Below are 25,858 nucleotides of genomic sequence, written 5' to 3' on the forward strand. Positions count from 1 at the left end.
CTGCCGGGTGGGGGTACGTGGCCGGGTGCGGGTACGTGGGGCTTCTCGCGCAGTTCCCCGCGCCCCTGAAATGCGCACTCCGTGCGCCATCTCAGGGGCGCGGGTCCGTCACCGGCACACGGCAAGCGCGTCCAGTGCCACCGCCCCCTGGCCACGGGGCAGCACCATCAACGGGTTGATGTCCAACTCGGCCAGTTCGTCGCCGAGTTCGAGGGCCATGCGCTGGACGCGCAGGACGACCTCGACGAGCGCGTCGATGTCCGCCGGGGGCGCCCCCCTGACCCCGTCGAGCAGGGGCCGGCCGCGGAGTTGGTCGAGGGCGGCGCGGGCCTGGTCCTCGCCGAAGGGGGGTACGCACACGGCGGTGTCGCGGAGGACTTCGACGAGGACGCCGCCGAGGCCGACGGTGACGGTCGGGCCGAACAGGTCGTCCTGCGTGACCCCGACGACCATCTCCACGCCCCGCTCGACCATCTGGCAGACGAGGACGCCGTCGAGGTCGATGTTCTCGTAACGGGCGATGTCGGTGAGCTCGCGGTACGCGTCCCGCACCTGACTCGCCGAGGTCAACTCGACCTTGACCAAGCCCAGTTCGGACTTGTGGGCGAGCTGTGGCGCGGACGCCTTCATGACGACCGGGTAGCCGACGAGGGAGGCGGCGCGCACGGCGGCGGCCGCGCTCGTCACCAGCTGCTCGCGCGGTACGCGGATGCCGTACGCCCGCAGGAGCTGCTTCGCCGCGTGCTCGCTCAGCTGCTTGCCGGGGCGCATCAGGGCCTGCGCCTTGCGGAAGGAGGGCGACGGGGTGCGCGGCGCCTCCTCGAAGGGGGAGCGGTAGTCGGCGGTGAAGCGGTGGTGGTCGAGGTAGGCGCGGACGGCGCCGATGCAGTTGGAGAAGGTGCGGAAGGTCGCGACGCGGGAGGATCCGAGGAGCGTCGTGCGGTACGCGTCCTCGGTGCCGACCGGCGACCCCCACACCACGCACACCAGCTTGTCGCTCTGCTCGGCCGCGTCCACCAGGTCCTGCGCGAGCTTGTCGCTCATGGGCGGGAAGGGGCCGGTGATCGGACAGATGAGGACGCCGACGGAGGGGTCGGCGAGGATCGCGTCGATGATCTTGCGCCCGCGCCAGTCGCCGACGGGGTGCCCGCCGTTGTCGACGGGGTTGGCGACGTTCAGGTACTCGGGGATCCACTGGTGCAGTTCGCTCTGCTTGGCCTCGGAGAGGGTGGGCAGGGTCAGGCCCGCCGCCGTCGCCAGGTCGGAGAAGTGGGCGCCGGTGCCGCCGGATATGGAGTAGACGACGACGCCGTCGGCCTGGGGCCGCTTGGCCCGCGCCAACAGGGCGGCGGTGTCCTGGAGTTCGTCGAGCCCGTCGACCCGGATCACGCCGAACTGTCGCATCGCCGCGTCCACGACCGTGTCGGCGCCGGTCAGTTTGCCGGTGTGCGAGGCGGCGGTGCGCGCGCCGGTCTCGGTCCGCCCCACCTTCACCGCGACGACGGGTACGCCCTCGCGCGCGGCCCGGTCGGCGGCGAGGAGGAAGGACCGTCCGTCCTTCAGCCCCTCCACGTAGCAGGCGATGGCACCGACTTCCGGCCGCTGCGAGAAGTACGAGATGAAGTCCGCGGTCTCCAGGTCGGCCTCGTTGCCGGTCGGCGCCCAGTGCGAGAGCCGTACGCCCAGCTCCTGCATCGTGAAGACGGGCCGGCCCTGGTGTCCTGACTGGGTGATGAGCGCGATCGCGGGCCCGTCGAGGTCGTCCCGGAACTTCTCGAAGGCGTTCAGGTTGGTGTTCGGTCCGAGCAGGCGCAGCCCCGAACGCTCCACGGCGGCCGCGAGCCGCGCCTGGGCGTGGGCCCCCTCCTCGCCGGTCTCGGCGAACCCGGAGGCGAAGGCCACCGCGAACTTCACCTTCGTATCGGCGAGTTGCTCGATGACGGGCACCGGGTCGCCGACGAGGAGCACGGCCAGGTCGACCTGTTCCGGCAGGTCGGCGACGGAGGCCGAGCACGGCACTCCGAAGACGGTCTCGCGCGTCGGGTGCACGGGATACAGGCGGGCGCCGACCCGCTCCGCCCAGTTCATGAGCTGCCGCGTGATGCCGGTGTTGGGCCGCCCCTCGGCGTCCGACGCACCGACGACGGCGACGGACTCGGGCCGGAAGAACCGGTCCAGGTCCGGCACGTCGGCGTGCAACGGCCGCCCGCTGACGTCCACTTCATCGGTACTGGTCCCGGCTGCCCCGCCGGTCCTGCCGTGGACAGCAGGACCGGGCTGCTCACCGCAGGCGATCACGCGGGCCCGGCGGGAGTCGGTGGTCAGGGTGCCGTACGTCGATCCAAGCATCGGTCCGCCCGCTCCTGTAGGCCTCCAGAATTAACTGACGCGTAGTCAGATTACTGAACTGACGCTCCGTCAGGAACAGGGCTGCATGGAAAGAGTGGGATGGAGGTGGTTCTCTCTCGCGCCTGGAGTGCGACGGGGGTGAGCAGCCGGGCGCGTTCGTGGAGTTCGCGGGCGGCACGGTTCTTTAGGTGAGGGCGCAGGGCCGTGAACATCGTTCTGATGCGGTCTTCGGCGCGGCCGGACTGGACCTGGGGGTAGTCGTCGAGGGCCTGGTGCCAGGTGGCGCAGGCGGCTTCCAGGTGGCCGATCGCGAGTTGCCGCTCGGCAAGGTAGGTGCGCTGGCGAACTCGCGTGCGGCGGTAGACGCCGTCCAGTAGGCGGTCCGACTGCTGGAGTGCTTCCACGGCGCCGTGGGTGTCGCCAAGCTCGTAACGCACCTGGCTGATCTGGTAGTTGAGGGACGAAGGGTCGTACGAGCCGAAGATCTTGCCCTGCGACTCCGCCCGATCCATAGCCGCCACGGCCGCCCCTACGTCCTCGCTCACGAGCGCCGCGCCGAGCTTTACCGTCGCGCGGAGGCGCATCGCCAGCGCGCTCGCCGCCGCGCCCCTCTGGCTCGCCGTGCACGGTGTCGACGTAGGCCCGCGTCGTATCCATGGCGTCGAGGTGGCGGCGTGATCCACTGGAGCCGCGACGCGGCTGGAGTCAGCCGGCCTCGGCTGCTCCCCTGGTCGAACCTGGAAGGCAACCCGTGCTACCCGGTCACCGACGAGACCGGCACAAGCCACCTGTCCCGCATCGCCGACAACGTCGAGTCTGTCCAGCTGAGCATGGCAGGTGATCTGCTCGATCACGCGGCCGACCTCCTCGGGGGCAGGGCGGCCACGATGCCTCAACTCCGCTTCTTCGCCGCCAGGTTGACCGAGTCGCTGCACGACGTGAAACGCATTGCCCACAGCCGCGGTGCCCGTCTGCTCGTACCCGACAGCGACGACGAGACGCTCGGCGAGACTCCTGAGGACCACTCCGACCACTCCGACCACTCCGACCACTGACCCGTGAGGGGCATGAGGCGGGGGATGCGCGACTGCGTCCCCCGTTGGGGCGAGCGCGTCACGGTGCTTGGTGGGGCGGCGCGCAGTCCCACTGATTCGGTGACGCGCTGGGGCTCTGCCACAAGGACCCCGACCACGGCGGCGACACACTCATAACGGCCGTCATCGAGCACGCCTACGGACAAGCGCCTGCGCGCCGGGACCGCGGCGACCACCACAGGATTTGGGGGAATTGATGGAGCGCTTTCGCAAGACGGTCATCGTGGCGGCAGCCGCCGTCGTCCTCGGTGCGGCGGCATATACCGTCACCACCGCGCTGAACAGCGACACCGTGCAGACGGCTTCGACGGAGCAGGGGCTCCTCGCGCACGACGTGTCGAAGGACGAGTACCTTGCCCACGCCTCGACCGACATCTTCCACGGCGTGATCGTCGCCCTCGCGTCTCAGGCGCGCACCGACCAGCCGGGCGAGGTCGGGCAGTTGTGGCGGGTCCGCGTCGACAAGACCTTCAAAGGCACCGCTTCAGGCACGGTCGCAGTCAGCACCACCGCCTACGTCAACGACGACGGCACTCTCACCGACAAGGGTGGAGCCGTCGTACCGCGCGAGGGCGGGATGTATGTCTTCTCCGGCCACCAAGACGGCTACAACCGCCTCTACTTCCCCTTCGGGGGCAAGGTCGGCACGCGAATGTCCCCCGCTCTCGGGCAGCCCGTGACAGTGGCGGATGCCCCACGCCCGCTGCAGCCGGAACACGTCCGCGGTACCCGGAGCGTGGAGGAGTGCTGGACCACCATGACCAAGAACTCAGTTCCGGGCCCGGTCCTGCACTGACCGGCCCCCGCAGTCATGACCAGGCACGCGGGCTCGCGCCGAATCCCTGCGTAACATCCTCGCCCCGCCACGCGTGTTGAAGGGAAAGAGAACCACAACCGGAGGCGAGACGAGACGCTCATGGGGGACGTATGACGACGGACGACAACCGCGGCCCGGGCGGTGATGATGCGGGGCCGCAGCGGGGCGCCGGTGGCTTCGACGCCTTTTACGCCGCCACCGCCAAACGCCTCGTGTCCACGGTGTACGCCATGACCGGCGACCTGGCCGAGGCGGAGGACGCCGTGCAGGAGGCGTACGTCAGGGCCTGGCAGCGCTGGGACCGGCTGGTGCGCGAAGGCGACCCGCTGCCGTGGGTGCGTACCGTGGCGTCGCGGCTCGCGATCAGTACGTGGCGCAGAGCGCGGGGCCGGCTGCTCGCGCATCGCAGACACGGGCCGCAGGCCGACCTGCCCGAACTCTCCGCGGACCGCGTCGCGTTGATCGAAGCGCTGCGCGAGCTGACCCCGCAGCAGCGTCAGGTGATCGTGCTGCACCATCTCCTCGACCTGCCGGTCGAACAGGTGTCCCGCGAGACGGGCGCCTCCAGCGGTGCCGTACGCACCCGCCTCAGCCGCGCCCGCAAGCTCCTCGGCGAGCGCCTGGGCGACATCGCGCCGCCGCCGTCCCCGAACATCGCCGTGAAGGAGGCCACGCATCATGCCTGAGGTCGATGAACTGCTCGATGACGTGACACTGACCCTGCCCGACGCGGCCACCGTCCGCGCACGCGGCGCACGCCGCACCACCCGCCGCAGGATTCTGGGGGCCGGGGGCGTCGCCGCGGCGGTGCTGGCCGGGGTGCTGTGGGGCTTGCCGGATCCCGGCCAGGGGCAGGGGCAGGGGGAGGGGCGGGAGGTGGGCCCCGCGGCGTCGGCGAGCGCGGCGGAGGACTTCCCGAGGACGACTCCGTACAAGAAGGACGGCACCATTCAGCTCGGCCCCGCCAAGGACCTTCCCCGGTACGGGAGTTGGCACTGGGTTCCGAAGGCCCAGGGCGCGACGGAGGACGCCTGGCCGCCGGCGCGGGTGGGCTTCGGCCCGGCTGCCTGCGAAGTGGCCCCGGCGTCAACTCTGGATCACCAGGGCGGCAGTTGGGACTACACCGGGACCGGCGGGGCGGTGGCCCGGCAGGTGTACCTGGAGTACACGACGCCCTATGACCGCATGTCCGACCTCTCCGATCTGATCGACGCCCTGACCGAGTGCGGGCTGTCTGCGGGGGAGGCCGCGGGCGCCGAGCCCTCCCAGGTCTTCAAGGGCTCGGACCCCGCCCGGCCCGGTCTGACGGTGTGGGTCGAGCACGGGTGGAAGTGGATCCGGGTCGTGCAGGAGCAGTCCGGGGTTCCGTCCGGCGGCTGATGCCTCAGGCGCGGTGGAGCAGTGCCATGGCCATCTGTTGGGTGGCGCGGGTGAAGCGGCGCGGGTCGTCGGGGGGCGTCATGCGGCGGATCAGGTCGCCGTCGAAGACCGCGAGTACGGCGTGGGCCAGGAAGTCGGCGTCGGGGGCGGCGCCGAGGGCAGGGCGTCCGTCGGTGAACAAGGTGCTCAGGTGGTGGTGCCAGAGCTGGTAGCTGGGGTCGTCGTACTTGTCCTCGGCGCAGGCTTGCCCGTGCGCGGACAGCAAGGTGGCGTTGCCTTCGGCGATCGCGCCGAGCGCGTCCAGGAAGGCGAGCAGCCGTTCCGGTGCGGGCGCTCCGGGGCCCAGGGGCGGGGGTCCGTTCCTGACCGCGTCGCGCAGTTCGCGGGACCTTTCCTCCAGAAGCGCCTGCAGCAGTCCGGCGCGGTTGCCGAAGCGCCGGAAGACGGTGCCTTTGCCGACTCCGGCAAGTGCGGCGACGCGGTCGAGCGACACGTGGTCCCCGCCGCCCTCGGCCAGGAGTTGCTCGGTCGCGCGGAGGACGGCGTGGCGGTTACGGGCCGCGTCGGCGCGTTCGGCCCGCTGTTCAGGCATTGGCTCGGCGTCTCTCAGCTAGACGGACAACTAGACGGACGGCTAGACGGACTGTTGGTCCGCATAATAGCGTGCGTTAAGCGGACTGCTGGTCCGTATAGTCGCTCCCTACAGAGAGGCCTCATCGCCATGCGCGCGCTCGTCGTAGATCCCGACGCTCCCGGATCCCTGCGCCTCGGGACGGTCGCGGAACCCCAGGCGGCACCGCATCAACTGGTGGTCGATGTCCGGCACCTCTCGCTCAACCGCGGCGAGGTGGCGTTCGCCGGGCGGCTTCCGGCCGGGACCGTGCACGGTTATGACGCCGCCGGTGTCGTCGTGCGGGCGGCGGCGGACGGCACCGGGCCGTCCGTAGGAGCCAGGGTCGCGGCGTTCGGGACCGGCGCGTGGGCCCAGCGGATGGCCGTGGACACCACCGCGGTGGCCGAAGTTCCCGCCCGGGTCGATCTCGCCGACGCCGCCGCGCTGCCGATGGCCGGCATCACCGCGCTACGCACGCTGCGCTCCCGCTCCATCCTGGGGCGACGCGTACTGATCACCGGCGCTGCCGGCGGTGTCGGCCGCTACGCGGTCCAGCTCGCGGCCCTGGGCGGTGCCCAGGTGATCGCCTCGGTGGGATCGCCGGCGCGTGCCGATGGCCTGGCCGGGCTGGGCGCCCACCAGGTGGTGGTCGGCCTGGAAGGCATCGACCGGCCGGTGGACCTCATCCTCGACAACGTCGGCGGCCCACAATTGGCGGCGGCCTGGGAACTCCTCGCGCCGGGCGGGGGCGTGCAGAACATCGGCTGGGCTTCCGGCGAACCAGCGGTGTTCGCGCCCTACTCGCTGTCCTCCATCGGGCCGTCCAAGACGATGACCACGTTCGGCGACGTCCGTGAGGTCGGCCCGGACCTGGCGACCCTGCTGGAGTTCATGGCAACGGGGAGACTGTCCCCGGAGGTCGACTGGCGCGGTTCCTGGGAGCGCGTCGCCGAGGCCGGTCAAGCGCTGCTGGACCGGCGCATCGCGGGCAAGGCGGTCCTGGACGTGGAGCCGGCGGCGGCCGACTGACTGAGTGAGTGAGCGACTGGCTGACTGACTGACACAGCCGACAGCGACCGGTTCTCCACTGCCCGGGCCCGGCCTACAACGCGGCGACGACCTCCCGCGCCACCCGTTCCCCGGACCGCACCGCCCCGTCCATGTACCCGTTCCAGTACGCGGAGCTCTCCGTGCCCGCCCAGTGGATCCCGCCCACGGGCGTGCGCAGCGCCTTGCCGTACTGGGTGAGGACGCCGGGCGGGGCGTAGGCGACGGGGCCGCCTCGGGAGAAGCCCTCGTTGTTCCAGCGTTGCAGGACGAACGCGGTGGGGGTGGCCGCCTTGTCGCCGAAGTAGCGGACGTAGTCCTTGAGGACCTCGGCCTTCACCTCGGACTCGCTCGCGCCGTCGTACGCACGCATCTCGTCCGCCTCGATGAAGCCCATCAGGGCGCCGTACGACGCGTCGGGCGGCGAGTTGTCGAAGGTGGAGCGGACGACGCCGGTGTCGGAGACGACCTGGCCGTTGAGGCCGTCGGCCCGCCAGAACGGGGTCGCGTACACCGCGATCGCCTTGCCGATCGAGCCCATCGGGAGGCGCTGCGAGAGCTGGTCGCGGGCGGCCGGGAGCAGCGGGTCGAAGTCGATGCGGGCCGCGAGCGGCGGCGGGACCGCGACCACGACGTGGGACGCGGTGACCGTGATGCCGTCGGCGGTGACCGTGTAGCGGCCGTCGGAGCGGCGTGCTATCCGGCGTACAGGCGCGGAGAGTTGGACCCGGTCCGCGCCGAGCTGCGCCGCCAGCTTCAGCGGCACCTGCTGCGAACCGCCCACGAAACGCGTGGCCTGCGCGCCGTCCGCGGTCTCCGTGAGGCGTTCCAAGGTGCCGGGGGTCGACTCGTTCCCGGCGCTCGCTATGTAGAACAGGACGAAGAGGAGCGAGAGTTCACGCGGCTCCGCCGAGAAGATGGACGTGCAGGCCACCTCCATCAGGAAGCGGGCCGACGGGATCACGGCGTTCGCCCGCAGCCACGTCTCGAACGTCTGGCGGTCCCACTCCTCCGCCTTCTCCGCCGTCCACGGCGCGTCCACCGGGACCTTCTTCGCCATGTCGTCGAGGAGTCCCTGGACCACGGCGGCGTTGGCGAGGCCCGCCGCGTCGATGGGCGGGACGGAGCCGAGGAGGCCGTCGGTGGCGTACGGGGTGCGCTTGCCGTCCTTGAACAGGACGTTCTTGCCCGTGTTGTACGTGGTGAAGGTCGCGACGCCGAGGGAGTCGGCGAGGGCCTTGATGCGGTCCTGGGTCGGGCCGATGAACTCGCCGCCGCCTTCGGTGATCCCACCGCCGGGGAGGCTGAGGTTCAGGACGCGGCCGCCGACCCGGTTCCTCGCCTCCAGGACCAGGACCTTCTTGCCCGCCGCCGCGAGGTCGCGGGCCGCGGTGAGGCCGGCGAGGCCCGCGCCCACTATCGCGACGTCCACGTCGCGCTCTGCCTGAGCGGCCTCGGCGGCTTGGGCCTGAGTCGTGCCGGTGGCCGCCAGGGCGGTTGCTGCGGCGCCGCCCAAGAGGGCTCGGCGCCGGGTCAGGCTGGTGTTTCTGCTGAGCGGGTTGAGGTTGAGCGGGTGTCTTTCGCGTGGCATGCGTCGTACTCCGTCTCGCCTTGGTGGACTGGTCAACTCGCCGTAGGGGGTGGGTGTTTGTGGGTGCCTTCACGTCTCGTCGTGGCCGGGCGCGCGCACGCGGCGCAGCCGCACATTGACACCGCCCCGCGTCCTGGCGGGGTCATCCCTTCGCCAGGGTCTTTCCGATCCGGTCCGCGTCCAGGGCCATCTCCCTGAACATTCCAGAGATCGGGTTGGTGTAGCCCTGGAAATAGAGGCCCGGCGCCGAGTCCGCCGTCCTGCCCCCGTGCACCCGCGGCCGCCCCGTCGCCGGGTCCAGCACGTCAAGGTGGCCGACCAGGGGCTCAAGGCCCTGCCGATACCCCGTCGCCGCGATCACCACGTCCGGCGTCACCCGCGTACCGTCGGCGAGGATCACCTCCGCGTCCTCGAAGGATTCCACCGCCGCGACCGGCTGGACCTTGCCCGACCGCACCGCGTCGATCAAGCCGACGTCCTGGACCGGGATGGATCCCTCGCGCACCCGTGAGTACAGGCCCGTGTCGGGGCGCGGGAGGCCGTGGGCCGAGAGGTCGGGGACGCTCAACTTGCCCAGGGGGCCCGCCAGTTTGTCGACCAGGCGTACCGGGAGGCGGCGGCAGAGGATGCCGGTGAGCTGTGCGGGCCAGCCCAGTTGCGAGCGGCGCACGATGTGCGGGGCGGTGCGCACGGCGAGGCGGACCCGGGAGGCGCCGCCCTCGGCGAGGTCGACGGCGATCTCGGCGCCGGTGTTGCCGACGCCGACGACGAGGACGTCCTGGCCGGCGAAGGGCGCGGGGTTGCGGTACTCGCTCGCGTGCAGCAGCTTCCCGGTGTACGAGGACGCGCCCGGCCAGTCCGGCAGGCGCGGCGTGTGGTTGTAGCCGGTGGCCACGACGACCGCGGCCGCCGTCAGCTCCCGGCCGCCCGTGGCGTGCAGCAGCCAGCCGGTGCCGCCGTCGGGTGCGCGGTCGATGCGGGTGACCTCGACTCCGGTGACGACTTCCAGGTCGTGGAACTCGGCGTACTTGTCGAGGTAGCGGATGACGTCGTCGCGGGCGACCCAGCGGCCGAAGCGGCGCGGGATCGGCAGGCCGGGCAGGGCCGAGAGGCGCCGGGTGGTGTGCAGGTGGAGGCGGTCGTAGTGGCCCCGCCAGGAGGCGCCGACCCGGTCGGACTTCTCCAGGACGACGGCCCGGACGCCGTGCGCCTTCAGGCGGGCGGCCGCGGCGAGTCCGCCGGGGCCGCCGCCGACGACGTACACCGGCGGGCGCTCGTGGCTGCGGGCCGGTGCGGAGGTGGGCTCGGTCATGAGCGGGAGCGTAATGACGCCGTCGGTTGATCGGGACCGGTCAATCACGAAACCGGTTGCGAATTGATCACGGCGTACGGGCTCTTGCGGAGGCGGCGCCGGATGCGCTGAACTGACGTACCGTCAGAAACTGAGCGAGGGACCGGACATGGACGCGATAGGGCTCAGTGGCGCCGAATGGCTCGCCGTGCTGCGCATCGGACTCGGTGTGTGGTGGCTGGAGAGCTGGCGGCACAAGGACAAGAAGGGCTGGTTCGAGCGCGGGACCGGGATCGCGTGGGCCGCCGACGTCGCCGCCAAGCACAAGTGGAACGCCGTGCGCAGCGGGTTCGACGTCGTCGTCAAGCCGCGGCCGAAGACGATGGCGTACGTCGTCGTGTACGCCGAACTCGCCCTGGGACTCGGTCTGGTGGTGGGATTCCTGACGCCGATCGCCCTGGTCGGCGGGCTGCTGCTCAATCTTCTGTACTTCGTGCTCATGATCCACGACTGGGCCGAGCAGGGGCAGAACGCGATGATGGGGCTCATCTCGCTCGTCGCGCTGTTCGCCATGTCCTGGCAGGCCTGGTCACTCGACCACGCGATCGGATGGTTCTGATGGCAGACACGACCACCACTCAGGCCGGCGCCGTGCGGTTCGACCGGCCCGAGCCCGATGCCTTCACCCAGCCGTACTGGGACGCGGCCGCCGAGGGGCGGCTGCTGCTGCGGCACTGCGCGGCGTGCGGGCGCACGCACCACTACCCGCGGGAGTTCTGCCCGTACTGCTGGAGCGAGGACGTCGCGTGGCGGGAGGCCGGCGGGCGGGCCTCGCTGTACACGTGGTCGGTCGTGCACCGCAACGACCTGCCGCCCTTCGGGACGCGCACGCCCTACGTCGCCGCCGTCGTCGACCTCGCCGAGGGGCCCCGGATGATGACCGAGGTCGTGGAGTGCGAGGAGGCGCTGCTGCGGGTGGGGATGGAGCTTGTGGTCGCCTTTCGTGAGGGTGTGCCGGTGTTCCGGCCGGCCGCGGAGCAGCGGGGAGTGGCGGGGAGTGGCGCGGCGTAAATCGGGCTGCGTGGCGGCCGTGCCTTTGGGCAGCATGGGCGGATGGTGGACACGGAGAAGCGTTCTGGTGCGTGGTGCCTCACCGGTGACCCGCGGGAGTTCGAGCGGCGGGCCGGTGCCTTCCTGCGGGCCGATCCCGCGCTGCACACGGTGCCGTTGAGCGTGCTGGCCGGGCTGCTCGCCGGTGATGTGCGGTTCGACGGTGTGAGCGCGCGGTTCGGGGTGTGGAGCGAGGCGGAGGGCGACCGTGTGACGGGTGCCTTCCTCTGGACGCCGCCGTTCGCGCCGTACGTGAGCCCGGTCGGGCCCGAGGCGGCCGAGGCGCTGATCGACGCCCTCGACGGGGACGCGGCGGACGCTCCCGGCGGGGTCAACGGCACGGTCGAGGCCACCCGCGCCGTCGCCGACGCCTGGCTGCGCCGCCACCCGGGCGCCTCCGTCACCGAGGGCATGGCGCAACGGCTCTACCGGTTGGGGGAGTTGGCGCCGCCCGGGCCCGCACCGGCGGGCCGGGCGCGGGTGGCCGAGCCCGGGGATCGGGAGCTGGTGGCCCGCTGGTTCAAGGAGTTCAGCGACGAGGCCGCGGGCGGCATCGAGGACGGCGTCACCGACGAGCAGGCCCTGGCCTGGGCCGACTCCCGGATCGCGTACGGCGGAGTGACGCTCTGGGAAGCGCCCGACGGTACGCCCGTCGCGCTGGCCGGGGTCACCCGGCTCGTCGGCGGCAGTCTGCGCGTCGCCCCCGTGTACACGCCGAAGGAACTGCGCGGGCGCGGCTACGGCGGGGCCGCGACCTTCGAGGTGAGCCGGGCGGCGCTCGCCGCGGGGGCCGATGCGGTGGTGCTCTTCACCGACCTCGCGAACGCGACGAGCAACGCCCTGTACCAGCGGCTCGGCTACCGGCCCGTGCGCGACTTCTCGGTGCTGACCTTCACCGCCGCTGCCGGTGCGGGGGTCACGGCCACAGCAGCTCCTTGACCCAGCCGCTCGAACTCCCCTCCTGACGGCGGTACTTGAGCCTGATGTGCTGTCGCCGGGCATCGCCCTGGAAGAACTCGACCTCGTCGGGCACCAGCTCGTACACCGTCCAGGAGGCGACGACCGCGTCGGGCTCGCGCTGCGCCCGCTCCCAGGCGGCGTCGGACGCGCGCTCCAACTCCTCGTAGGAGGGCAGGAGTTCGCTCTGGCGGCCGACGAGGGCCGAGGCGAGGGCGCCGGTCGAGCGGGCGTGCAGATCGGCGTGCGCGACCTCGGCGGGCGCGGGGCGGACGGGGCCGCGGAGGCGGACCTGGCGGGCCTGCACCGGCCAGTAGAAGCCGAGCGCGGCGTACGGGTGCGCGGCGAGCTGGCGGCCCTTGGCGCTGCCCGCGTGCGAGGCGAAGTGCCAGCCGTGGTCCTCGTCGGCGCCGTGCAGCATCACCGTACGGACGTCGGCGCGGCCGTCCGCGTCGGTGGTCGCGAGCGACGGGGTGTGCGGCTCGCGCTGCCCGGCGGCCACGGCCTGCGCGAACCACTGCGTGAAGAGGGGCAGCGGGGTGTCGGGCGTCGCCGCCGGGTCGAACGCGGGCAGCTCGGTGTCCCAGACGCGCAGGGATCTCAGGAGGGCCTGGAGGCCGGGCTCGGGTGCGCCGGGGGAGGGGTTCACCTGGTTCATGAGGTGATTGTCGCGGGCGGCGGTCTCGGCGGCCGCGGATGCTTGAATGATCGCCCTCACCCGCGTCGCACCGACCCGGTCGGCCCACCCGCCCCGCCCCCGCCCCGCCCCTTCGCATTCAGGAGAAGCTCGTGACGACCATAGGCATCATCCTCGGCTCGACCCGGCCCGGCCGCATGGGGCCGCAGATCGCGCAGTGGGTCGAGAAGACGGCCGGTACGCGCCAGGACGCGGACTTCGAGCTCGTCGACATCGCCGACTACAACCTGCCGCTGTTCGACGAGCCGCGCTCTCCGCGCATGGGCGACTACGCGCACGACCACACCCGCGCCTGGGCCGCCAAGATCGACGAGCTCGACGGGTTCGTCTTCGTCACGCCCGAGTACAACCGGTCGATCCCGGCCGCCCTGAAGAACGCCATCGACTTCGTCTACAACGAGTGGAACAACAAGGCCGCGGGCTTCGTCGGTTACGGCAGCAACGTCAGCGGCGCCCGCGCCCTCGACCACCTGCGGCACATCGCCGGGGCGGTCCAGCTGGCGGCCGTGCACTCCCAGGTCCATCTGTCGCTGCACACCGACTTCGAGGAGTTCAGGACGTTCGCGCCCGCCGAACGCCACGAGGCCGCGCTCCAGCAGGTGCTCACCGAAGTGATCACCCTGACGGAAGCGCTCGCCCCGCAGCGCCGGTCCTGACCGGGGCCGGCCCATCTGTCAGGCGATGGCCGAGCCTTCTCCGATGTTCGCCTCGTTGTTGCCCCAGTACTCGTAGACGTGGATCCGGACGTACGACTCTTCTTTGTAGAAGTTGCCGCTGAGTGACACGCAGTGTCCGTCGTTGGACGGGTCGCGGAGATAGAGGACGCTCGAGGCGTCGTCTCGAGTCAGATGGACCTCGATGCCACGACCGTCGGACTTGTTGTCGCAGACCGTGACCTTCTCGATGCCGGGCTGGCCGTTCAGGTCGGCATCGAAGTAGACGTTTCCGCTGCGGGTGCTCGTGTAGACCCAGCCGCTGTTCTGCGAAGCCTGGGCCTGCGGGCCGAAGCCGAGCGACACGGCTGCCGCGATTCCGAACGTGATGGCAGCGCTGCGCTTGAATCTCATGTTCCTGCTCCCCGTTGGCATGGAGGCGTCACCGGCGGCGGGATTCGTCGTGCATGGACACGGTCGCCCCGGTGATCCCTGGAGACAGTAGTGGAACAGGTTGCAACTGCGCGGCGCCGATCGAATCTCCCGTAGCAACAGGTGTGGCGCGAAACCGAGTTGTCTCCGCAGTGCTGGGGCGTCAGTCCCGCCCCAACACCACCGTCCCCGCCGAGCAGAACCAGCCTCCCGTCCCCGAGGCCACCGCCAGTGCGGGCAACGAGCCGTCCGGGCGGCGGACTTGATGGGCGCCCGCCTCGCCGCGCAGTTGCCGTACCGCCTCCACGAGCAGGAACAGGCCCCGCATGCCCGGGTGTTGGGCGGACATTCCGCCGCCGTCCGTGTTCGTGGGGAGTTCGCCGTCTCGCAGCAGGCGTCCCTTCTCCACGAACGCGCCGCCCTCGCCCTTCGCGCAGAACCCCAGGTCCTCCAGTGTCACGAGCGTCATGTAGGTGAACGCGTCGTAGATCTCCGCGATGTCGATCTCGGCGGGCGTGACCCCCGCCCGTTCGAAGGCCAGGCGCCCGCTCACCGCGGCAGGGGAGACCGTGAAGTCGTCCCACTCCGACATCGTCGTGTGCGACACGTGCTCGCCCGAACCCAGCACCCAGACCGGGGACTTGGCGCAATCCTTGAGGAGCTCCTCGGCGACCAGGAGAACCGCCGCGCCGCCGTCGGAGCGGATGCAGCAGTGCAGCTTCGTGAACGGGTCCGCGATCATCGGCCCGTCGAGGACGTCCTCGACCGTGATCGGGTCGCGGAACATGGCGTCGGGGTTCGCGGCGGCGTTCTGCCGGGCCTGTACGGCCACTTCGGCGAGCTGCTCGAGCGTCGTGCCGTACTCGTGCATGTGGCGACGCGCGGCCATCGCGTACTTGGCGATGAGCGTGTGCCCGTACGGGACTTCGAACTGCAGCGGGCCGCGGGCGCCGAACGACAGGTTGGACGTGCGCCGCTTCGCCTTGATGTCCGCGCGGGCCGTCGAGCCGTACACCAGGAGGACCGCGCGGGCGTGCCCCGCCGCGATGGCGTCGGCCGCGTGCGCCGCCATCACCTCCCAGGTGGAGCCGCCGACCGAGGTCGAGTCGACCCAGGTCGGCTTCAGGCCCAGGTACTCGGCGACCTCGACGGGGGCGAGCGTGCCGAGGCCGGCGCTCGCGAAACCGTCGATCACGGAGGGCGGCAGGCCCGCGTCGGCCAGTGCCCTGCGGGCGGCCTGGGCGTGCAGGGCGTAGGGGGTGGCTTCGTCTACGCGGCCGCAGTCGGAGAGGGCGATGCCCGCTATCGCGACCTTGTGAGGGCTACCAGTCATGCATCTGACGGTATGTCAGATGCCCCGTGGAGCACCAGGGATGCGGCACCATGGCGGCCCTGTACGCAGTTCGAGGGGCGGGCAGCTGGGAGCGAGGGGGCGCGGATGGCCGGGCAGGAGCGCGAGCCGGAGGCCGGGGGCGGGGAGCGGGCGGCGGAGGTGAGCAACCGCGTCGAGGGCGGCAGCCACCAGCACCTGGTGCAGGCCCATTCGATCGGCGAGGTGCATCTGCACAGCGCCGCGCCGCGGGCCGGGGTGACGCCCGTGCAGTACGCCCGTGACCTCGTGCGGCGGCTCGCGGAGCTCGACCCCGCCGCGGTGGCCGAGGAACTGCACGGCGCCGCCTGGCAGGAGCCGCGGTTCGTGCTGGCGGTCGTACGGGAACTGCAGGGCCTGGGTGGGGGGTCCGGGGGCGAGTGGCTCGCCGTCCTCGTGGCGCAGGTGGCGGATCTTCCGGCGCGGCAACTCGTCGTCGTCAGTGAGGAGTTGAAGGGTGACGGCCGGACGGACGAGGCGCGGGCCGTGCTGCGGGCCACGGTCCGGCGGCCGGTGGCGGAGGTGGCCGCGGTGCTCAACGCCCTGGGGCCGTCCGGCGACGGGCGCGTGGTGCTCGCGGCGTTGTGGGACACGCCGGAGTTCGACGCCGTGGGGTACCTCGCGGACCTCAGGCGGCTCGGGCACGACGCACTCGCCAAGAGTCTGCTGGGGACCGGCGCCGTACGGCTCATGGGCGCCGCGCAGCTCGCGGACTTCTTCTCCCCGCGCGGCAGGGCCGAGGACGCGTACGACGTCATCCGCTTCTCCCTCCAGCAATGGGTGAGCCACGTCGAAGAGGGCCGGGCCGAGGCCGAGTTCGAGTTGCGGGACAACATCCTGCGGGCCGTGGTGGCGGCGCTCAGGCCCGAGGGCGAAGGCGCGCACCTCGACCGGCTCGTCGAGGCCGCGGAGAGCCTCACCGCACCGACGCTGCTGCGCCTGCTGAAGCTGCTCGAAGAGGCCGGACACGGCGCGCAGGCACGGGAGTTCCTCGCCGCGACGGTGCGCGCACCCGGCGGACGGCTCGACCCGGGCCGGCTGCTGCTGCTCCTGCAGCAGGGCGGGGACGAAGAGGCGGTGGAGCGGGTGAACGCGGCCGTCGCGCTGGACGGCCCCCGCCGCGTCGCCCACGTCGCGGTGGCCTTCTGGCAGGCGTGCTGGGACGTCGCGCTGGAGGCCGACACCGACAGCGGTGCCGTGGCCGGCCGGGCCGGGGACGCCTTCGTCGCCCATGCCGCCGCCAGGACCGTGCCGGAGATCGCCGCGATCCTCGACCGGCTGGAGAGCTCGTACTCCGCGGGCTACCCGGGCGTCGCCCGCGCGCTGGCCCTGGGGTTGTTCGCGCAGGTCAGGGCGCGCGGTGAGGGCGAGGCCCTGGTGCGGGAGCTGGACCGGGCCGGACGCTCGTCGCTGGCGGAGCGGCTCGGGGCCGAGGCCGAGGCGCAGTCCCCGCCACCGGCGCCGCCCGCCGCACCCCCCGCCCGGCACAAGACGCGTCGCGGCTGGTTCGGGCGGCGCGGGAAGTCGCGTGCGTGAGGGGATCGACGGTGCGCGGGGCTGTCCATCCGTCGGCCCCCGCCCTAATATGACGCCCCGTCAGAAAGGGGCTCGCATGGACGCCAGGTTCACCGAGGAGCAGCAGGAGATCCGTCGCACCCTGCGCGAACTCACCACCAAACGCTGTACCCCGGACGACGTCAAGGCTGCGGGGCGCACCCCGGCGGGGCACGACCGTGCCCTGTGGGGCACCCTCAGCAGCGAGCTCGGGCTGCCGGGGCTCGCGCTGCCGGAGGACCGCGGGGGCGTCGGCGCCGGTGCCGTCGAACTCGCGCTGGCTGTCGAGGAGTTGGGCCGGGTCCTCGCACCCAGCCCGCTGTTCGCCACCAGTGGCCTCGCCGCTCCACTGATCGCCGCCCTGGGCAGCGAGGAGCAGCGGGCGGCGCTGCTGCCGCGCATCGCCGACGGCACCCTGACCGCTGCGCTCGCCGTGCCCGGCACCGGCCTCGCCACCGCCCTCGGCCTCGTCGCCGACAACGCGGGCGACTGGGCGGGCGGCGGCCGCGCGGGCGGCGTGCAGGCCACCCGCGCCGCGGAGGCCGAAGAAGGGGACGGCTGGCGGCTGTACGGGCAGGCCGAGCAGGTGCTCGACGGGCACAGCGCCGGGCTGCTCCTCGTCGCCGCGCACACCGGCGGTTTCGCCCGCTCCCGCACCCTCCTGTTCCTCGTGCGCGAGGACGCCACCGGACTCGTACGGACGCGGCAGACGTCGCTCGACGAGACGCGGCCGCAGGCGCGCATCGAACTGCGCGACGTGGACGCCGAGTTGCTGGGCGCCGAGGACGCCGACGTGCCGGGGGCGCTCGCCGCCGCCGGGGACACCGTCGCCACGCTGCTCGCGGCCGAGGCCGTCGGCGCCGCCGACCGGGCCCTTGAGCGGACCGTCGAGTACGTCAAGGAGCGCGAGCAGTTCGGGCGGCCCGTCGGTTCCTTCCAGGCGGTCAAGCACCGGCTCGCCGATGTGTACGTCCAGGTGCAGGCGGCGCGTTCGGCTGCGTACTACGCCGCGTGGGCGGCAAGTGACGGCTCCCAGGAACGAGTTGGCGGGCTCGCGCTCGCCCAGGCGCTGGAAGCGCTGCGCACCGCCGCGGGCGAGGCCGTCCAGCTGCACGGCGGCATCGGCTTCACCTGGGAGCACGACGCCCATCTGTACCTGAAGCGGGCCGCGGGGGACGAGCTGCTCTTCGGGCCCGTCCACCTGCTGCGGGCCCGCGCGGCGCAGGCGGCCGAGCTGTTCGAGGTGACGGCCTGATGCCGCCGCCCGGCGTGAAGCTCGTACAGAAGGTGTCCTCCACCAAGGGCTTCGCCCGCGTCGCCCCGCACGTCATCCCCGCCCTCGACCGCGCCGTGCACCGCCTCACCCGGGGCAAGGTGCTGCTCAGCGCGCAGATGCTGCCCGGGGTGATCCTGACCGTGCGGGGCGCGAAGAGCGGGATCGAGCGGCGCACCCCGCTCGCCTGCATGCCCGAGGAGGAGACCGGCACCTGGCTGCTGATCGGGTCGAACTTCGGGCGCCCGGGACATCCGGCCTGGACGGCGAACCTGCTGGCGCACCCCGAGGCGAGCATCAGCTGGAAGGGCAGGGACATTCCCGTCACGGCCCGGCTGCTCAACTCCCGTGAGCGGGAGGAGGCTTGGGCGGCGGCGCTGAAGTTCTGGCCGCCGTACGCGGCCTATCAGGCGCGCGTGGAACGGGAGATCAGGCTGTTCCGCCTGGACAGGCGCGGGTAACTGCAACGGCGGCGGTTCACGATGACCACGTGAACCGCCGCCGCACGACAGGACCAGGGAGAAGAGAGTACGGGTCGTACTACTTCGTGGGCTTCTTTCCGGTCACGCCCAGATGGACCAACAGCGCCAGGTTCGGCTTCAGTTCGGCCTGCTTGACGCCCCAGCTCTGGAAGCCCTTCTGGTGCGAGGCGACCGCCGCGAGCATCGCGACCAGCGAACCGGCCACGGCCGCCGGGCTGACGTCCTTGTCGACCTTGCCCTTGTCCTGGAGGTCCTTGACCGCGTCGGCAAGGGAGTTGTTCACCGAGTTCAGGATCTTCATGCGGATCCTGTAGAAGCGCTTGTCTCCCTCGGCGGCACCGAGGTCGACGACGCGCAGGATCGCGTCGTTCTTGCGCCAGAACTCCAGGAAACCGTCCACGAGTTCCTGGGCGGTGCCCCAGCCGGCCTTGCCGATCCACGAGCGGTCGGCGACCAGTTCGGTCAACCCCGCGCCCTCGGTGGCCATTTGCTCGGCGATCTCCAGGACGGCGCCTTCGACGTCCGGGAAGTACTGGTAGAACGTCGCGGGCGAAGTGCCCGCCTTTCGTGCCACATCGATGACTTTGACGTCCCGATAAGGCGAGGAGCTGAGCATCTCGCCGAGGCAGTCGAGCAGCTTCTGACGTGTTGCCTGACCACGCCGTCCGGCGACACGGCCGTCGACGGTACGTACTTGTCCTGTCATGCCGTCAGCTTACCGAGGGGTGATCGGAGCGCGATCTGGCCGACTGCAAATGGGGTTGGCCGCGGTGACCTCCGGTCAAATGACCCGCCGGGACCGGCGGAAACTGGCCAGACGTTCGAATCAAGGTCACGGCCCCTCGACGGTCCTGGCTAGCGTTGCTCCATGTACCCGGACTTCCCCGAGGGCGCCCCGTGCTGGGCCGACGCCCGCCTCCCCGACGTCGAGGCGGGCAAGCGCTTCTACGGAGACCTCTTCGGGTGGACTTTCGACGAGGGCGCGGGCGCCGAGCGCGGCTATTACACGGCGGCGTACGGCGAGGACCGCGCGGTGGGCGCCCTCGCCCCCGGGGAGGCACCCGGGGAGGCCGCCTGGAGCGTCCATTTCGCGGTGCGGGACGCCTACGCAGCCGTCGAGCGCGTCACCGCGGCGGGCGGACGCGTGGTCGCGGGCCCGGTGTCCGACGGGGCCGTGGCCACCGTCGCCCGTGCCACCGGGCCCGAGGGCGCGGCCTTCGGGCTGTGGCAGGCGGGCAGTCACCAGGGGTTCGAGCGGACCCGCGCCCCGGGCGCGCTGAGCCACGTACAGCTGCGGACACCGGACACGGCGGACAGCGACCCCTTCTACGAAGCCGTTTTCGGTTACGCGGCCGGTCATGGAGTGGATGACGCGGCCGGTCACGACGCAGACGTCCCCGAGCCCGGCCTGCGGCACTGGCGGCCGTCCGCGCCCGAGGGCCAGGCGCCGCGCACCGGCCCCCCGGGCCTGACCCGCCTGCACACGCCCGGCGAGGCCCCGCGCTTCCTGCTGCACTTCGGCGTCACCGCCGCGGAAGCGGCCTGCGCCGAGGCCGCCCGGCTCGGCGGACACGTCCTGGTGGCGCCGCGCAACAGCCCGTACGGCCGGATCGCGGTCCTCCGCGACGACCAGGGCGCGGAATTCGCCCTGTGGGAGGCCGCGGGGGCGCCGCTTCGCGCCTGAGACACCCCGTTTTGCCCCCGGGTTCGCCACGGGCGCCTCCGACAGGAACAATCGGGGTGCGTGCCGCCGTGGCGCTTCGGTGGTGAGACGCTGACGGGGGCCGTGACTGCGGTGGCCCGTACGGGGAGGTGGCAGGCAAGTGGTGGATCAGCTGACGCAGCACGATCCGAGGCGGATCGGTCCGTTCGAGGTCCTGGGACGGCTCGGCGCGGGCGGCATGGGTCTGGTCTATCTGGCACGCTCGGCGTCCGGCCGGCGCGTGGCGATCAAGACGGTGCGTACGGAACTCGCCGAGGACCAGCTGTTCCGGGTGCGTTTCACGCGCGAGGTCGAGGCGGCCCGGGCGGTGTCCGGCTTCTACACGGCCGCCGTCGTCGACGCCGACCCGCGTGCGGCCGTGCCGTGGCTCGCCACCGCGTACGTGCCCGCGCCCTCCCTCGAAGAAATAGTGAATGAGTGCGGGCCGCTCCCGGCCCAGGCGGTGCGCTGGCTGGCGGCGGGCGTCGCGGAAGCCCTCCAGTCGATCCACGGCGCGGGCCTGGTCCACCGCGACCTGAAGCCGTCGAACGTCCTCGTCGTCGAGGACGGGCCCCGCGTCATCGACTTCGGCATCGCGTCCGGCGTCTCCAACACTCGCCTGACCATGACGAACGTGGCGGTGGGCACGCCCGCGTACATGTCGCCCGAGCAGGCGAAGGACTCGCGCAGCGTGACGGGTGCGAGCGACGTCTTCTCGCTCGGCTCCACCCTCGTCTTCGCCGCCACCGGGCACGCCCCCTTCCACGGCGCGAACCCCGTCGAGACCGTCTTCATGCTGCTGCGCGAGGGCCCCGACCTCGAAGGGCTCCCGGCGGAGCTGCGCCCCCTCATCGAGACGTGCATGCACATGGAGGCGGCGATGCGGCCGTCTCCCGCCGACCTCCAGGCCCAGCTCGCGCCGCACCTCTTCGGCTCCGGCAGCGACGACAGCGGCACCGCGTCCGCCTGGCTGCCCGAGCGGTCCGTCGCCCTCATCGAGTCCCGCCGCGGCGGCCGCCCCACGGTGAAGCCGCCGACCGGCCGCACCCCGGGCCACGGCGCGCCCGTGCCCGCGATGCCGCCGCAGCCGCCGGGGCCCGCCTCCGGCGACGGCTGGCGGCCCACGCCGGTCGCGTCGGGCACCGGCTTCGCCGCCGACGGGCCCGTCCACCTGGCCGGGGCGCAGGTGCCGATCGGGCCCGGGCCGCGGGTCGCCGACGCGCGCGCCGCCGCCGTCAAGGCGCCGCCCGCCGAGTCCGTCCTCGCCGCGTCCTGGTCCCGCGCGGCCAGGCCCGCGGTCAACGGCACGGCGGACCCGACCGGACCTGTCGCGCCCGCCGCGCCCGTCGTGCCCGCGCCCGCCGCCGAGAGCGGCGCCGCCTGGCGGCCGTGGCGGTTCCGCATGTCGAACGACGTGTGGGGGACGCCGACGGTCGCGGGCGACCAGGTCTACGTCACGTCCTTCGAGGTCCACGCCCTCGACGTGGCCACCGGCCGGCGCCGCTTCAAGACCCGCGACGTCGCCTGGTCCATGGCCGTCGCCGACGGCCGCATCCACGCCTCCGACGGCCCGACCCTGTGGGCCCTCGACGCCCGCGAGGGCGCCGACCTGTGGCGCCTGCAGACCGACTCCTGGGTGTACGCGCTCCAGGCCGACCGCGGCACCGTCGTCACCGGCACCCGCGGCGGCGGCGTCCAGGCCCGCGAGGCCGTCAACGGCGACATGCTGTGGGAGATCACCGGCTGCCAGACCGACTTCGAGGCGCCCGAGGCGGGCCCCGTCGTCCACGACGGCACCGTGTTCGTCTGGCAGGACGCCCGCCTGCGCGCCCTGGAGGCCCGCACCGGCGAGGAGCGCTGGTCGTACCCGATCGGCGACGCGGCGTCCTGCGGCGGCGTCCCGGTCCGGCTCACCCCCGCCGCCGACGGCTACGTGTACGTCGCGGCCGGCACCCGCGTCCTCGCCATCGAGACCGGCTCGGGCCATGTGCGCTGGCACTTCGAGGCGCCCGCGGTGTTCCTGTGCCCGCCCGCGTTCGCGCCGGGCCCGGCCGTCACCGGCGGCGGCGTCTACCTCGCCGACCACCTCGGCACCGTCTACGCCCTCGACGCGACGGACGGCCGCGACCGCTGGCGCATCGCGACCGAGGCCAGGCCCGCGTCCATCGACCCGGTCCTCGTCGCGCACGGCCACGTCCACGTCGGCAGCGGCCAGGGGCTCTACACCCTGGACGCGGTGACCGGCACCCCGAAGTGGCGCTTCCAGTCCGGCGGCGACATCGTCGGCTCACCGGTCGTCGCCGACGGGCGGATCCACTTCGGGTCGACGGACCATCTGCTGTACACGCTGAAGGCGGACGACGGGCGGCTCCGCTGGAAGCTGGCGACCGGCGGGGAGATCACGGGTACGCCGGTCGTGCGGGACGGTGTGGTGTACGCCTGCAGCAAGGACCGCTGTGTGTACGCCCTGGACGCGGAGAAGGGGACCGGGACGAGCCGCTAAGCAGGAGCGTCGGTCCCGTCTGCCTTGTCGGGGTTCGGCTCGACGCTCTCCCACGTGGTGGGCCGGTCGCGCCCCGCGGCGGAGCCGCTGATCGGAACAGCCCCGCGCCCCTGATTGCCCCGGCCCTTCATCACCAGCGCGGCCACGAGGAGCAGAACCCCGCCGCCGAGCGCGTTGGCGACCCCGTCACCGATCCCGTTCCCGTTGGCCGTGAGGACCAGCTCGCCCTCGGCCTGGGCCACCCGCACCATCCACAGGACGGTGAAGCCGAGTACGACGACCCCGGCGAAGGCGACCGTCAGGCGGGAGCGCAGGACGACGCCGACCAGCGTGAGGAGCGCGGCCACGACGAACGGCAGGAACAGGGAGCCGAAGAGTTCGGCCCGTACGTCCGTGACGCCGCTGCCCGAGAAGAGGTCCCCGAGGCGGTAGTCGCGTCCGTGACGGCCGTCGTACCAGGCACGGAAGGGGCTGGAGACGGCGGCCGTCGCTCCGAGGAGAGCGAGCACCGACCCGACGACATTGCGCGCGGTCATCCGGACTCCTCCTTGCTCTCGCCCTTCGACGCTACGCCGGGTCCGGGACCCCTGCCACGCGGCAGACTGGCCCCGCGCGGGACGGTCGTCGCGGCGCTCGGCGACGTCCCGCTCGATCCCGCGGGCATCAAGAAGGCGACGGGGGACGCGGGGCAGACCGCACCCGTAGGCCGCACCCGTCGAGCTCGCCCGCCGCTACTTCGCGTGGGCGGCGCCCGCCCCGCTCGCGCACTTCCGCTGGTTCTCCGGGGTCACGGCGGCCGTGGCGAAGAAGGCACTGGCCGAGCTCGACCTGGTGGACGTCGGCGACGGCCTGCTCCTGCCGGCCGAACTCCCCATGCCGAGTACGCCGGCTTCAAGGCCCCGCGTACCTCGTCGTGGACCGGGGGCGCGTCGTCGGGCTGTGGGAGTACGACGTGGAGACGTACATCCGCGAGCAGTTGGGCGACGCGCGCGGCACCGTCCTCGACCCGGTGAAGAGCCGGGCGCCCAGAATCAAGGAGCTGCGGGGCGGGTAAGGTCCCCCGCGTGATGAAACGGGGAATCAGACTGACGGCCGTCGCGGTGCTCCTGGGGCTCGCCCTGACGGGGTTCACCACCGGGCGGCACGGACGCGGACACAGCAGCGGCGGGGGCGGCGGGTGCAGCAGCTCGTCGCAGAACCACGACAGTTCGTCCGGATCGTCCAACTCGTCTACCTCAGGCGGTAGTTCCGGGTCCACGTACGACGACGATGACGACGACTCGTACACGTCGTCCGGGGGCAGCGGCTACACCCGGCGGCCCGGGTACCGGTCCACGCCGAGCTCCTCCGCGACGGGGAGCGGGTCGTCGACGCGCGAGGGCACGGCGCGCCTGATCACGTGCGCGGACGCGAAGAAGCGGTACGCCACCGTCGAGGTCTCCAACCCCAACGGCAAGAGCGTGCGGTTCGACGTCCACGTCTCCTTCGTGGCCGCGGACGGCAGCACCGTGAACGCGCTGTTCCACGAGGTCAAGGTGCCCGCGAAGGGCAAGGTGACCACCAAGGTGCCGGTCGGCGGTGACGACCCGGACGCCGTCGTGGACCGCTGCGAGGTCGACCCCGAGGCGCTGGTGCACTACTGAGTCGCGGTCAGCGGGTGCGGAACCCCTGCGGCGTACGGGAGTTGAAGAGTTCCGCCTGGCGGTCCGCGGGGAGATTTCCGAGGGTGATCAGGTGCGGGGCCTGCGCGAAGGCGTGGGCCCGCGCCGTCTCCGTGGCCGCCCACAGCGCCCGCACCGTGCCCTGCACCGCGGCCGACGGATGTCCGGCGACGGTCGTCGCGCAGCGGACGGCCGCCTCCAACGCGCCGCCGGGCGACGTGAGTTCGGAGACCAGGCCCGTCTCGTACGCGCGCCGGGCCGACATCCGCTCGGCCGCGCCCATCAGCGCGAGCCGCGCCACCTCGCCCGGCGGCATGCGCTGCGCCAGATAGCCAGTCTCGTACGCGCTGACCATGCCGTACGTGGTGTGCGGGTCGAAGAACGTCGCCGTCTCGTCCGCGATCAGGAACTCCGCCTCGCCGAGCAGGTAGAACGCGCCGCCGCACGCCATCCCCCGCACCGCGGCGATCACCGGCTTCCACAGGTCGTTCGCCTTCGGGCCGATCGTGAGCAGCGGATCGTCCATCGAGTACGGGGAGTCCGGCTGGGGCACGTCCGTGTCCCGGTCGATGCCCGTGCAGAAGGCCCGGTCGCCTGAGCCGGTGAGCACGATCGCCCGTACGTCGTCGTCGAACCTGAACTCCCGCCAGGTGGCGGCCAGTTCGGCCGCCGTCTGCGCGTCGATGGCGTTGAGGCGGTGCGGGCGGTCCAGGGTGACCACGGCCACCCCGGTCTCCTTGTCGGTCTCCGTGCGCAGCGTCATGGCCGCTCCAGGACCCAGCGGGGGAGGGTGATGCCGTCGACCTCGGTGAAGACGACCTGGACCCTGGCGCCGATCCGGATGCGGTCCGGGTCGATGGAGTTGAGGGGCGCGTCGGCCGAGGTGACCAGGTTGCCGACGAGGCGGATGTGGGGTGCGTCCGCGAGCTCGACGATGATCGCGTTGTAGGGGGCGAACGCGGCGTACGCCGGGAGCAGGGGCGGGTGCGGGACGACGTACGACCAGATCCTTCCGTGGCCGCTCATCTGCCGCCACTCCGAGTCGAAGGACTGGCAGTGGGGGCAGCAGGGCCTTGGGGGGAACCGGAGTCGGCCGCACTCCGGGTTGGCGCAGGCCTGTACGCGGAGTTCGTGTTGGGCGGCGTAGTCCCAGAAGGGGGCGCCGTCGTCGTCCGGGGTCGGAGTCAGGAGACCTGTTGATGTGTTGTCGGTCGCGTCTGCCATGTTGCTGATCCCTTCGGGGTGCGGCTTTCGTCGTGGCTGGGCGCGCAGTTCCTCGCGCC

General features: G+C 72.3%; 28 protein-coding genes. 16 read left to right on the forward strand and 12 right to left on the reverse strand.

The features are described from left to right. Window positions 1-108: 108 nt before the first annotated feature. Together ACIBUY_RS40290 and ACIBUY_RS40295 are read right to left on the reverse strand one after the other, a co-directional pair. Window positions 109-2,349 carry an acetate--CoA ligase family protein gene (locus tag ACIBUY_RS40290; RefSeq protein WP_365571072.1) on the reverse strand — a complete coding sequence of 747 codons (2,241 nt, stop codon included), beginning with the start codon at window positions 2,347-2,349 and terminating at the stop codon, window positions 109-111. Between the two features lie 50 nt (window positions 2,350-2,399). Then, a complete protein-coding gene (locus ACIBUY_RS40295; RefSeq protein ID WP_399155326.1) occupies window positions 2,400-2,933 on the reverse strand; it encodes a hypothetical protein in 534 nt (177 codons plus the stop codon). 90 nt (window positions 2,934-3,023) lie between these two features. On the opposite strand from ACIBUY_RS40295, the gene ACIBUY_RS40300 reads away from it, so the two are divergent. The 4 genes from ACIBUY_RS40300 (at window position 3,024) to ACIBUY_RS40315 (ending at window position 5,640) form a co-directional block, all read left to right on the forward strand. Next, a complete protein-coding gene (locus ACIBUY_RS40300; protein WP_399155327.1) occupies window positions 3,024-3,404 on the forward strand; it encodes a hypothetical protein in 381 nt (126 codons plus the stop codon). 235 nt (window positions 3,405-3,639) lie between these two features. After that, entirely contained in the window at window positions 3,640-4,239 is a 600-nt protein-coding gene (locus ACIBUY_RS40305) for a hypothetical protein (protein WP_365571081.1), read from the forward strand. A 131-nt stretch (window positions 4,240-4,370) separates the two neighbouring features. Continuing rightward, complete coding sequence (locus ACIBUY_RS40310; protein WP_365571084.1) at window positions 4,371-4,946, forward strand: SigE family RNA polymerase sigma factor; 576 nt, start codon at window positions 4,371-4,373, stop codon at window positions 4,944-4,946. Then, window positions 4,939-5,640, forward strand: a complete 702-nt coding sequence (locus ACIBUY_RS40315) for a hypothetical protein (RefSeq protein ID WP_365571087.1) — start codon at window positions 4,939-4,941, stop codon at window positions 5,638-5,640. The genes ACIBUY_RS40310 and ACIBUY_RS40315 overlap by 8 nt, the downstream gene beginning before the upstream one ends. A gap of 4 nt (window positions 5,641-5,644) precedes the next feature. On the opposite strand, the gene ACIBUY_RS40320 is transcribed toward ACIBUY_RS40315, so the two are convergent. Then, the gene (locus tag ACIBUY_RS40320; protein ID WP_399155328.1) at window positions 5,645-6,232 is read right to left on the reverse strand and encodes a TetR/AcrR family transcriptional regulator; all 588 of its coding nucleotides are present in this window, start codon (window positions 6,230-6,232) and stop codon (window positions 5,645-5,647) included. Window positions 6,233-6,361: 129 nt separating this feature from the next. On the opposite strand from ACIBUY_RS40320, the gene ACIBUY_RS40325 reads away from it, so the two are divergent. Next, window positions 6,362-7,282 (forward strand): zinc-binding dehydrogenase, encoded by a 921-nt coding sequence (locus ACIBUY_RS40325; protein ID WP_399155329.1) that lies wholly within the window; start codon window positions 6,362-6,364, stop codon window positions 7,280-7,282. Between the two features lie 73 nt (window positions 7,283-7,355). Here the strand turns inward: ACIBUY_RS40325 and ACIBUY_RS40330 are convergent, their stop codons facing one another. After that, window positions 7,356-8,891 (reverse strand): flavin monoamine oxidase family protein, encoded by a 1,536-nt coding sequence (locus ACIBUY_RS40330; RefSeq protein WP_399155330.1) that lies wholly within the window; start codon window positions 8,889-8,891, stop codon window positions 7,356-7,358. Between the two features lie 142 nt (window positions 8,892-9,033). Beyond that, window positions 9,034-10,203, reverse strand: a complete 1,170-nt coding sequence (locus ACIBUY_RS40335; protein WP_365571099.1) for an NAD(P)/FAD-dependent oxidoreductase — start codon at window positions 10,201-10,203, stop codon at window positions 9,034-9,036. Between the two features lie 148 nt (window positions 10,204-10,351). Between ACIBUY_RS40335 and ACIBUY_RS40340 the strand changes: the two genes are divergently transcribed. The 3 genes from ACIBUY_RS40340 to ACIBUY_RS40350 are packed head-to-tail and all read left to right on the forward strand — an operon-like array spanning window position 10,352 to window position 12,231. Beyond that, window positions 10,352-10,801: a DoxX family protein gene (locus ACIBUY_RS40340; protein WP_399155331.1), complete on the forward strand. Its 450-nt coding sequence runs from the start codon at window positions 10,352-10,354 to the stop codon at window positions 10,799-10,801. Beyond that, window positions 10,801-11,253 carry a Zn-ribbon domain-containing OB-fold protein gene (locus ACIBUY_RS40345; protein ID WP_365571105.1) on the forward strand — a complete coding sequence of 151 codons (453 nt, stop codon included), beginning with the start codon at window positions 10,801-10,803 and terminating at the stop codon, window positions 11,251-11,253. The genes ACIBUY_RS40340 and ACIBUY_RS40345 overlap by 1 nt, the downstream gene beginning before the upstream one ends. A 42-nt stretch (window positions 11,254-11,295) precedes the next feature. Then, on the forward strand, window positions 11,296-12,231 hold the full coding sequence (locus ACIBUY_RS40350) for a GNAT family N-acetyltransferase (protein WP_399155332.1): 936 nt from the start codon (window positions 11,296-11,298) through the stop codon (window positions 12,229-12,231). Here ACIBUY_RS40350 and ACIBUY_RS40355 read toward each other — a convergent pair. Further along, window positions 12,209-12,907, reverse strand: coding sequence for a pyridoxal 5'-phosphate synthase (locus ACIBUY_RS40355; protein WP_399155333.1), 699 nt, complete (start codon window positions 12,905-12,907; stop codon window positions 12,209-12,211). The genes ACIBUY_RS40350 and ACIBUY_RS40355 overlap by 23 nt on opposite strands. Before the next feature lie 131 nt (window positions 12,908-13,038). On the opposite strand from ACIBUY_RS40355, the gene ACIBUY_RS40360 reads away from it, so the two are divergent. Then, on the forward strand, window positions 13,039-13,602 hold the full coding sequence (locus tag ACIBUY_RS40360) for an NADPH-dependent FMN reductase (RefSeq protein ID WP_399155334.1): 564 nt from the start codon (window positions 13,039-13,041) through the stop codon (window positions 13,600-13,602). Between the two features lie 18 nt (window positions 13,603-13,620). Here ACIBUY_RS40360 and ACIBUY_RS40365 read toward each other — a convergent pair whose 3' ends face one another. Further along, the gene (locus tag ACIBUY_RS40365; RefSeq protein WP_399155335.1) at window positions 13,621-14,013 is read right to left on the reverse strand and encodes a hypothetical protein; all 393 of its coding nucleotides are present in this window, start codon (window positions 14,011-14,013) and stop codon (window positions 13,621-13,623) included. Window positions 14,014-14,194: 181 nt separating this feature from the next. Then, on the reverse strand, window positions 14,195-15,364 hold the full coding sequence (locus tag ACIBUY_RS40370) for a thiolase C-terminal domain-containing protein (protein ID WP_399155336.1): 1,170 nt from the start codon (window positions 15,362-15,364) through the stop codon (window positions 14,195-14,197). A 105-nt stretch (window positions 15,365-15,469) separates the two neighbouring features. On the opposite strand from ACIBUY_RS40370, the gene ACIBUY_RS40375 reads away from it, so the two are divergent. The 3 genes from ACIBUY_RS40375 (at window position 15,470) to ACIBUY_RS40385 (ending at window position 18,688) form a co-directional block, all read left to right on the forward strand. After that, a complete protein-coding gene (locus ACIBUY_RS40375; protein WP_399155337.1) occupies window positions 15,470-16,936 on the forward strand; it encodes a hypothetical protein in 1,467 nt (488 codons plus the stop codon). 76 nt (window positions 16,937-17,012) lie between these two features. Continuing rightward, entirely contained in the window at window positions 17,013-18,209 is a 1,197-nt protein-coding gene (locus ACIBUY_RS40380) for an acyl-CoA dehydrogenase family protein (RefSeq protein ID WP_365571128.1), read from the forward strand. Further along, window positions 18,209-18,688 (forward strand): nitroreductase family deazaflavin-dependent oxidoreductase, encoded by a 480-nt coding sequence (locus tag ACIBUY_RS40385; protein ID WP_399155338.1) that lies wholly within the window; start codon window positions 18,209-18,211, stop codon window positions 18,686-18,688. The genes ACIBUY_RS40380 and ACIBUY_RS40385 overlap by 1 nt, the downstream gene beginning before the upstream one ends. A 79-nt stretch (window positions 18,689-18,767) precedes the next feature. Here ACIBUY_RS40385 and ACIBUY_RS40390 read toward each other — a convergent pair whose 3' ends face one another. Continuing rightward, window positions 18,768-19,415: a TetR family transcriptional regulator gene (locus ACIBUY_RS40390; protein WP_399155339.1), complete on the reverse strand. Its 648-nt coding sequence runs from the start codon at window positions 19,413-19,415 to the stop codon at window positions 18,768-18,770. Window positions 19,416-19,577: 162 nt separating this feature from the next. Between ACIBUY_RS40390 and ACIBUY_RS40395 the strand changes: the two genes are divergently transcribed. Both ACIBUY_RS40395 and ACIBUY_RS40400 read left to right on the forward strand, forming a co-directional pair. Further along, window positions 19,578-20,393, forward strand: coding sequence for a VOC family protein (locus tag ACIBUY_RS40395; protein WP_365571135.1), 816 nt, complete (start codon window positions 19,578-19,580; stop codon window positions 20,391-20,393). A gap of 139 nt (window positions 20,394-20,532) precedes the next feature. Continuing rightward, complete coding sequence (locus ACIBUY_RS40400; RefSeq protein WP_399155340.1) at window positions 20,533-22,914, forward strand: PQQ-binding-like beta-propeller repeat protein; 2,382 nt, start codon at window positions 20,533-20,535, stop codon at window positions 22,912-22,914. Here ACIBUY_RS40400 and ACIBUY_RS40405 read toward each other — a convergent pair. Further along, window positions 22,911-23,450 (reverse strand): hypothetical protein, encoded by a 540-nt coding sequence (locus ACIBUY_RS40405; RefSeq protein WP_399155341.1) that lies wholly within the window; start codon window positions 23,448-23,450, stop codon window positions 22,911-22,913. The genes ACIBUY_RS40400 and ACIBUY_RS40405 overlap by 4 nt on opposite strands. A 377-nt stretch (window positions 23,451-23,827) precedes the next feature. Between ACIBUY_RS40405 and ACIBUY_RS40410 the strand changes: the two genes are divergently transcribed. Beyond that, complete coding sequence (locus ACIBUY_RS40410) at window positions 23,828-23,968, forward strand: hypothetical protein (protein ID WP_399155342.1); 141 nt, start codon at window positions 23,828-23,830, stop codon at window positions 23,966-23,968. Between the two features lie 13 nt (window positions 23,969-23,981). Continuing rightward, window positions 23,982-24,557, forward strand: a complete 576-nt coding sequence (locus ACIBUY_RS40415; protein ID WP_365571314.1) for a hypothetical protein — start codon at window positions 23,982-23,984, stop codon at window positions 24,555-24,557. Between the two features lie 7 nt (window positions 24,558-24,564). Here ACIBUY_RS40415 and ACIBUY_RS40420 read toward each other — a convergent pair whose 3' ends face one another. Both ACIBUY_RS40420 and ACIBUY_RS40425 read right to left on the reverse strand, forming a co-directional pair. Beyond that, window positions 24,565-25,338, reverse strand: coding sequence for an enoyl-CoA hydratase/isomerase family protein (locus tag ACIBUY_RS40420; protein WP_399155343.1), 774 nt, complete (start codon window positions 25,336-25,338; stop codon window positions 24,565-24,567). Beyond that, the gene (locus ACIBUY_RS40425) at window positions 25,335-25,799 is read right to left on the reverse strand and encodes a Zn-ribbon domain-containing OB-fold protein (RefSeq protein ID WP_399155344.1); all 465 of its coding nucleotides are present in this window, start codon (window positions 25,797-25,799) and stop codon (window positions 25,335-25,337) included. Before ACIBUY_RS40425 ends, ACIBUY_RS40420 begins: the two co-directional genes overlap by 4 nt. Between the last annotated feature and the right edge of the window lie 59 nt (window positions 25,800-25,858).

Origin of the sequence: Streptomyces sp. NPDC050085 (assembly GCF_044460595.1) — a bacterium.
Taxonomy (GTDB): domain Bacteria; phylum Actinomycetota; class Actinomycetes; order Streptomycetales; family Streptomycetaceae; genus Streptomyces.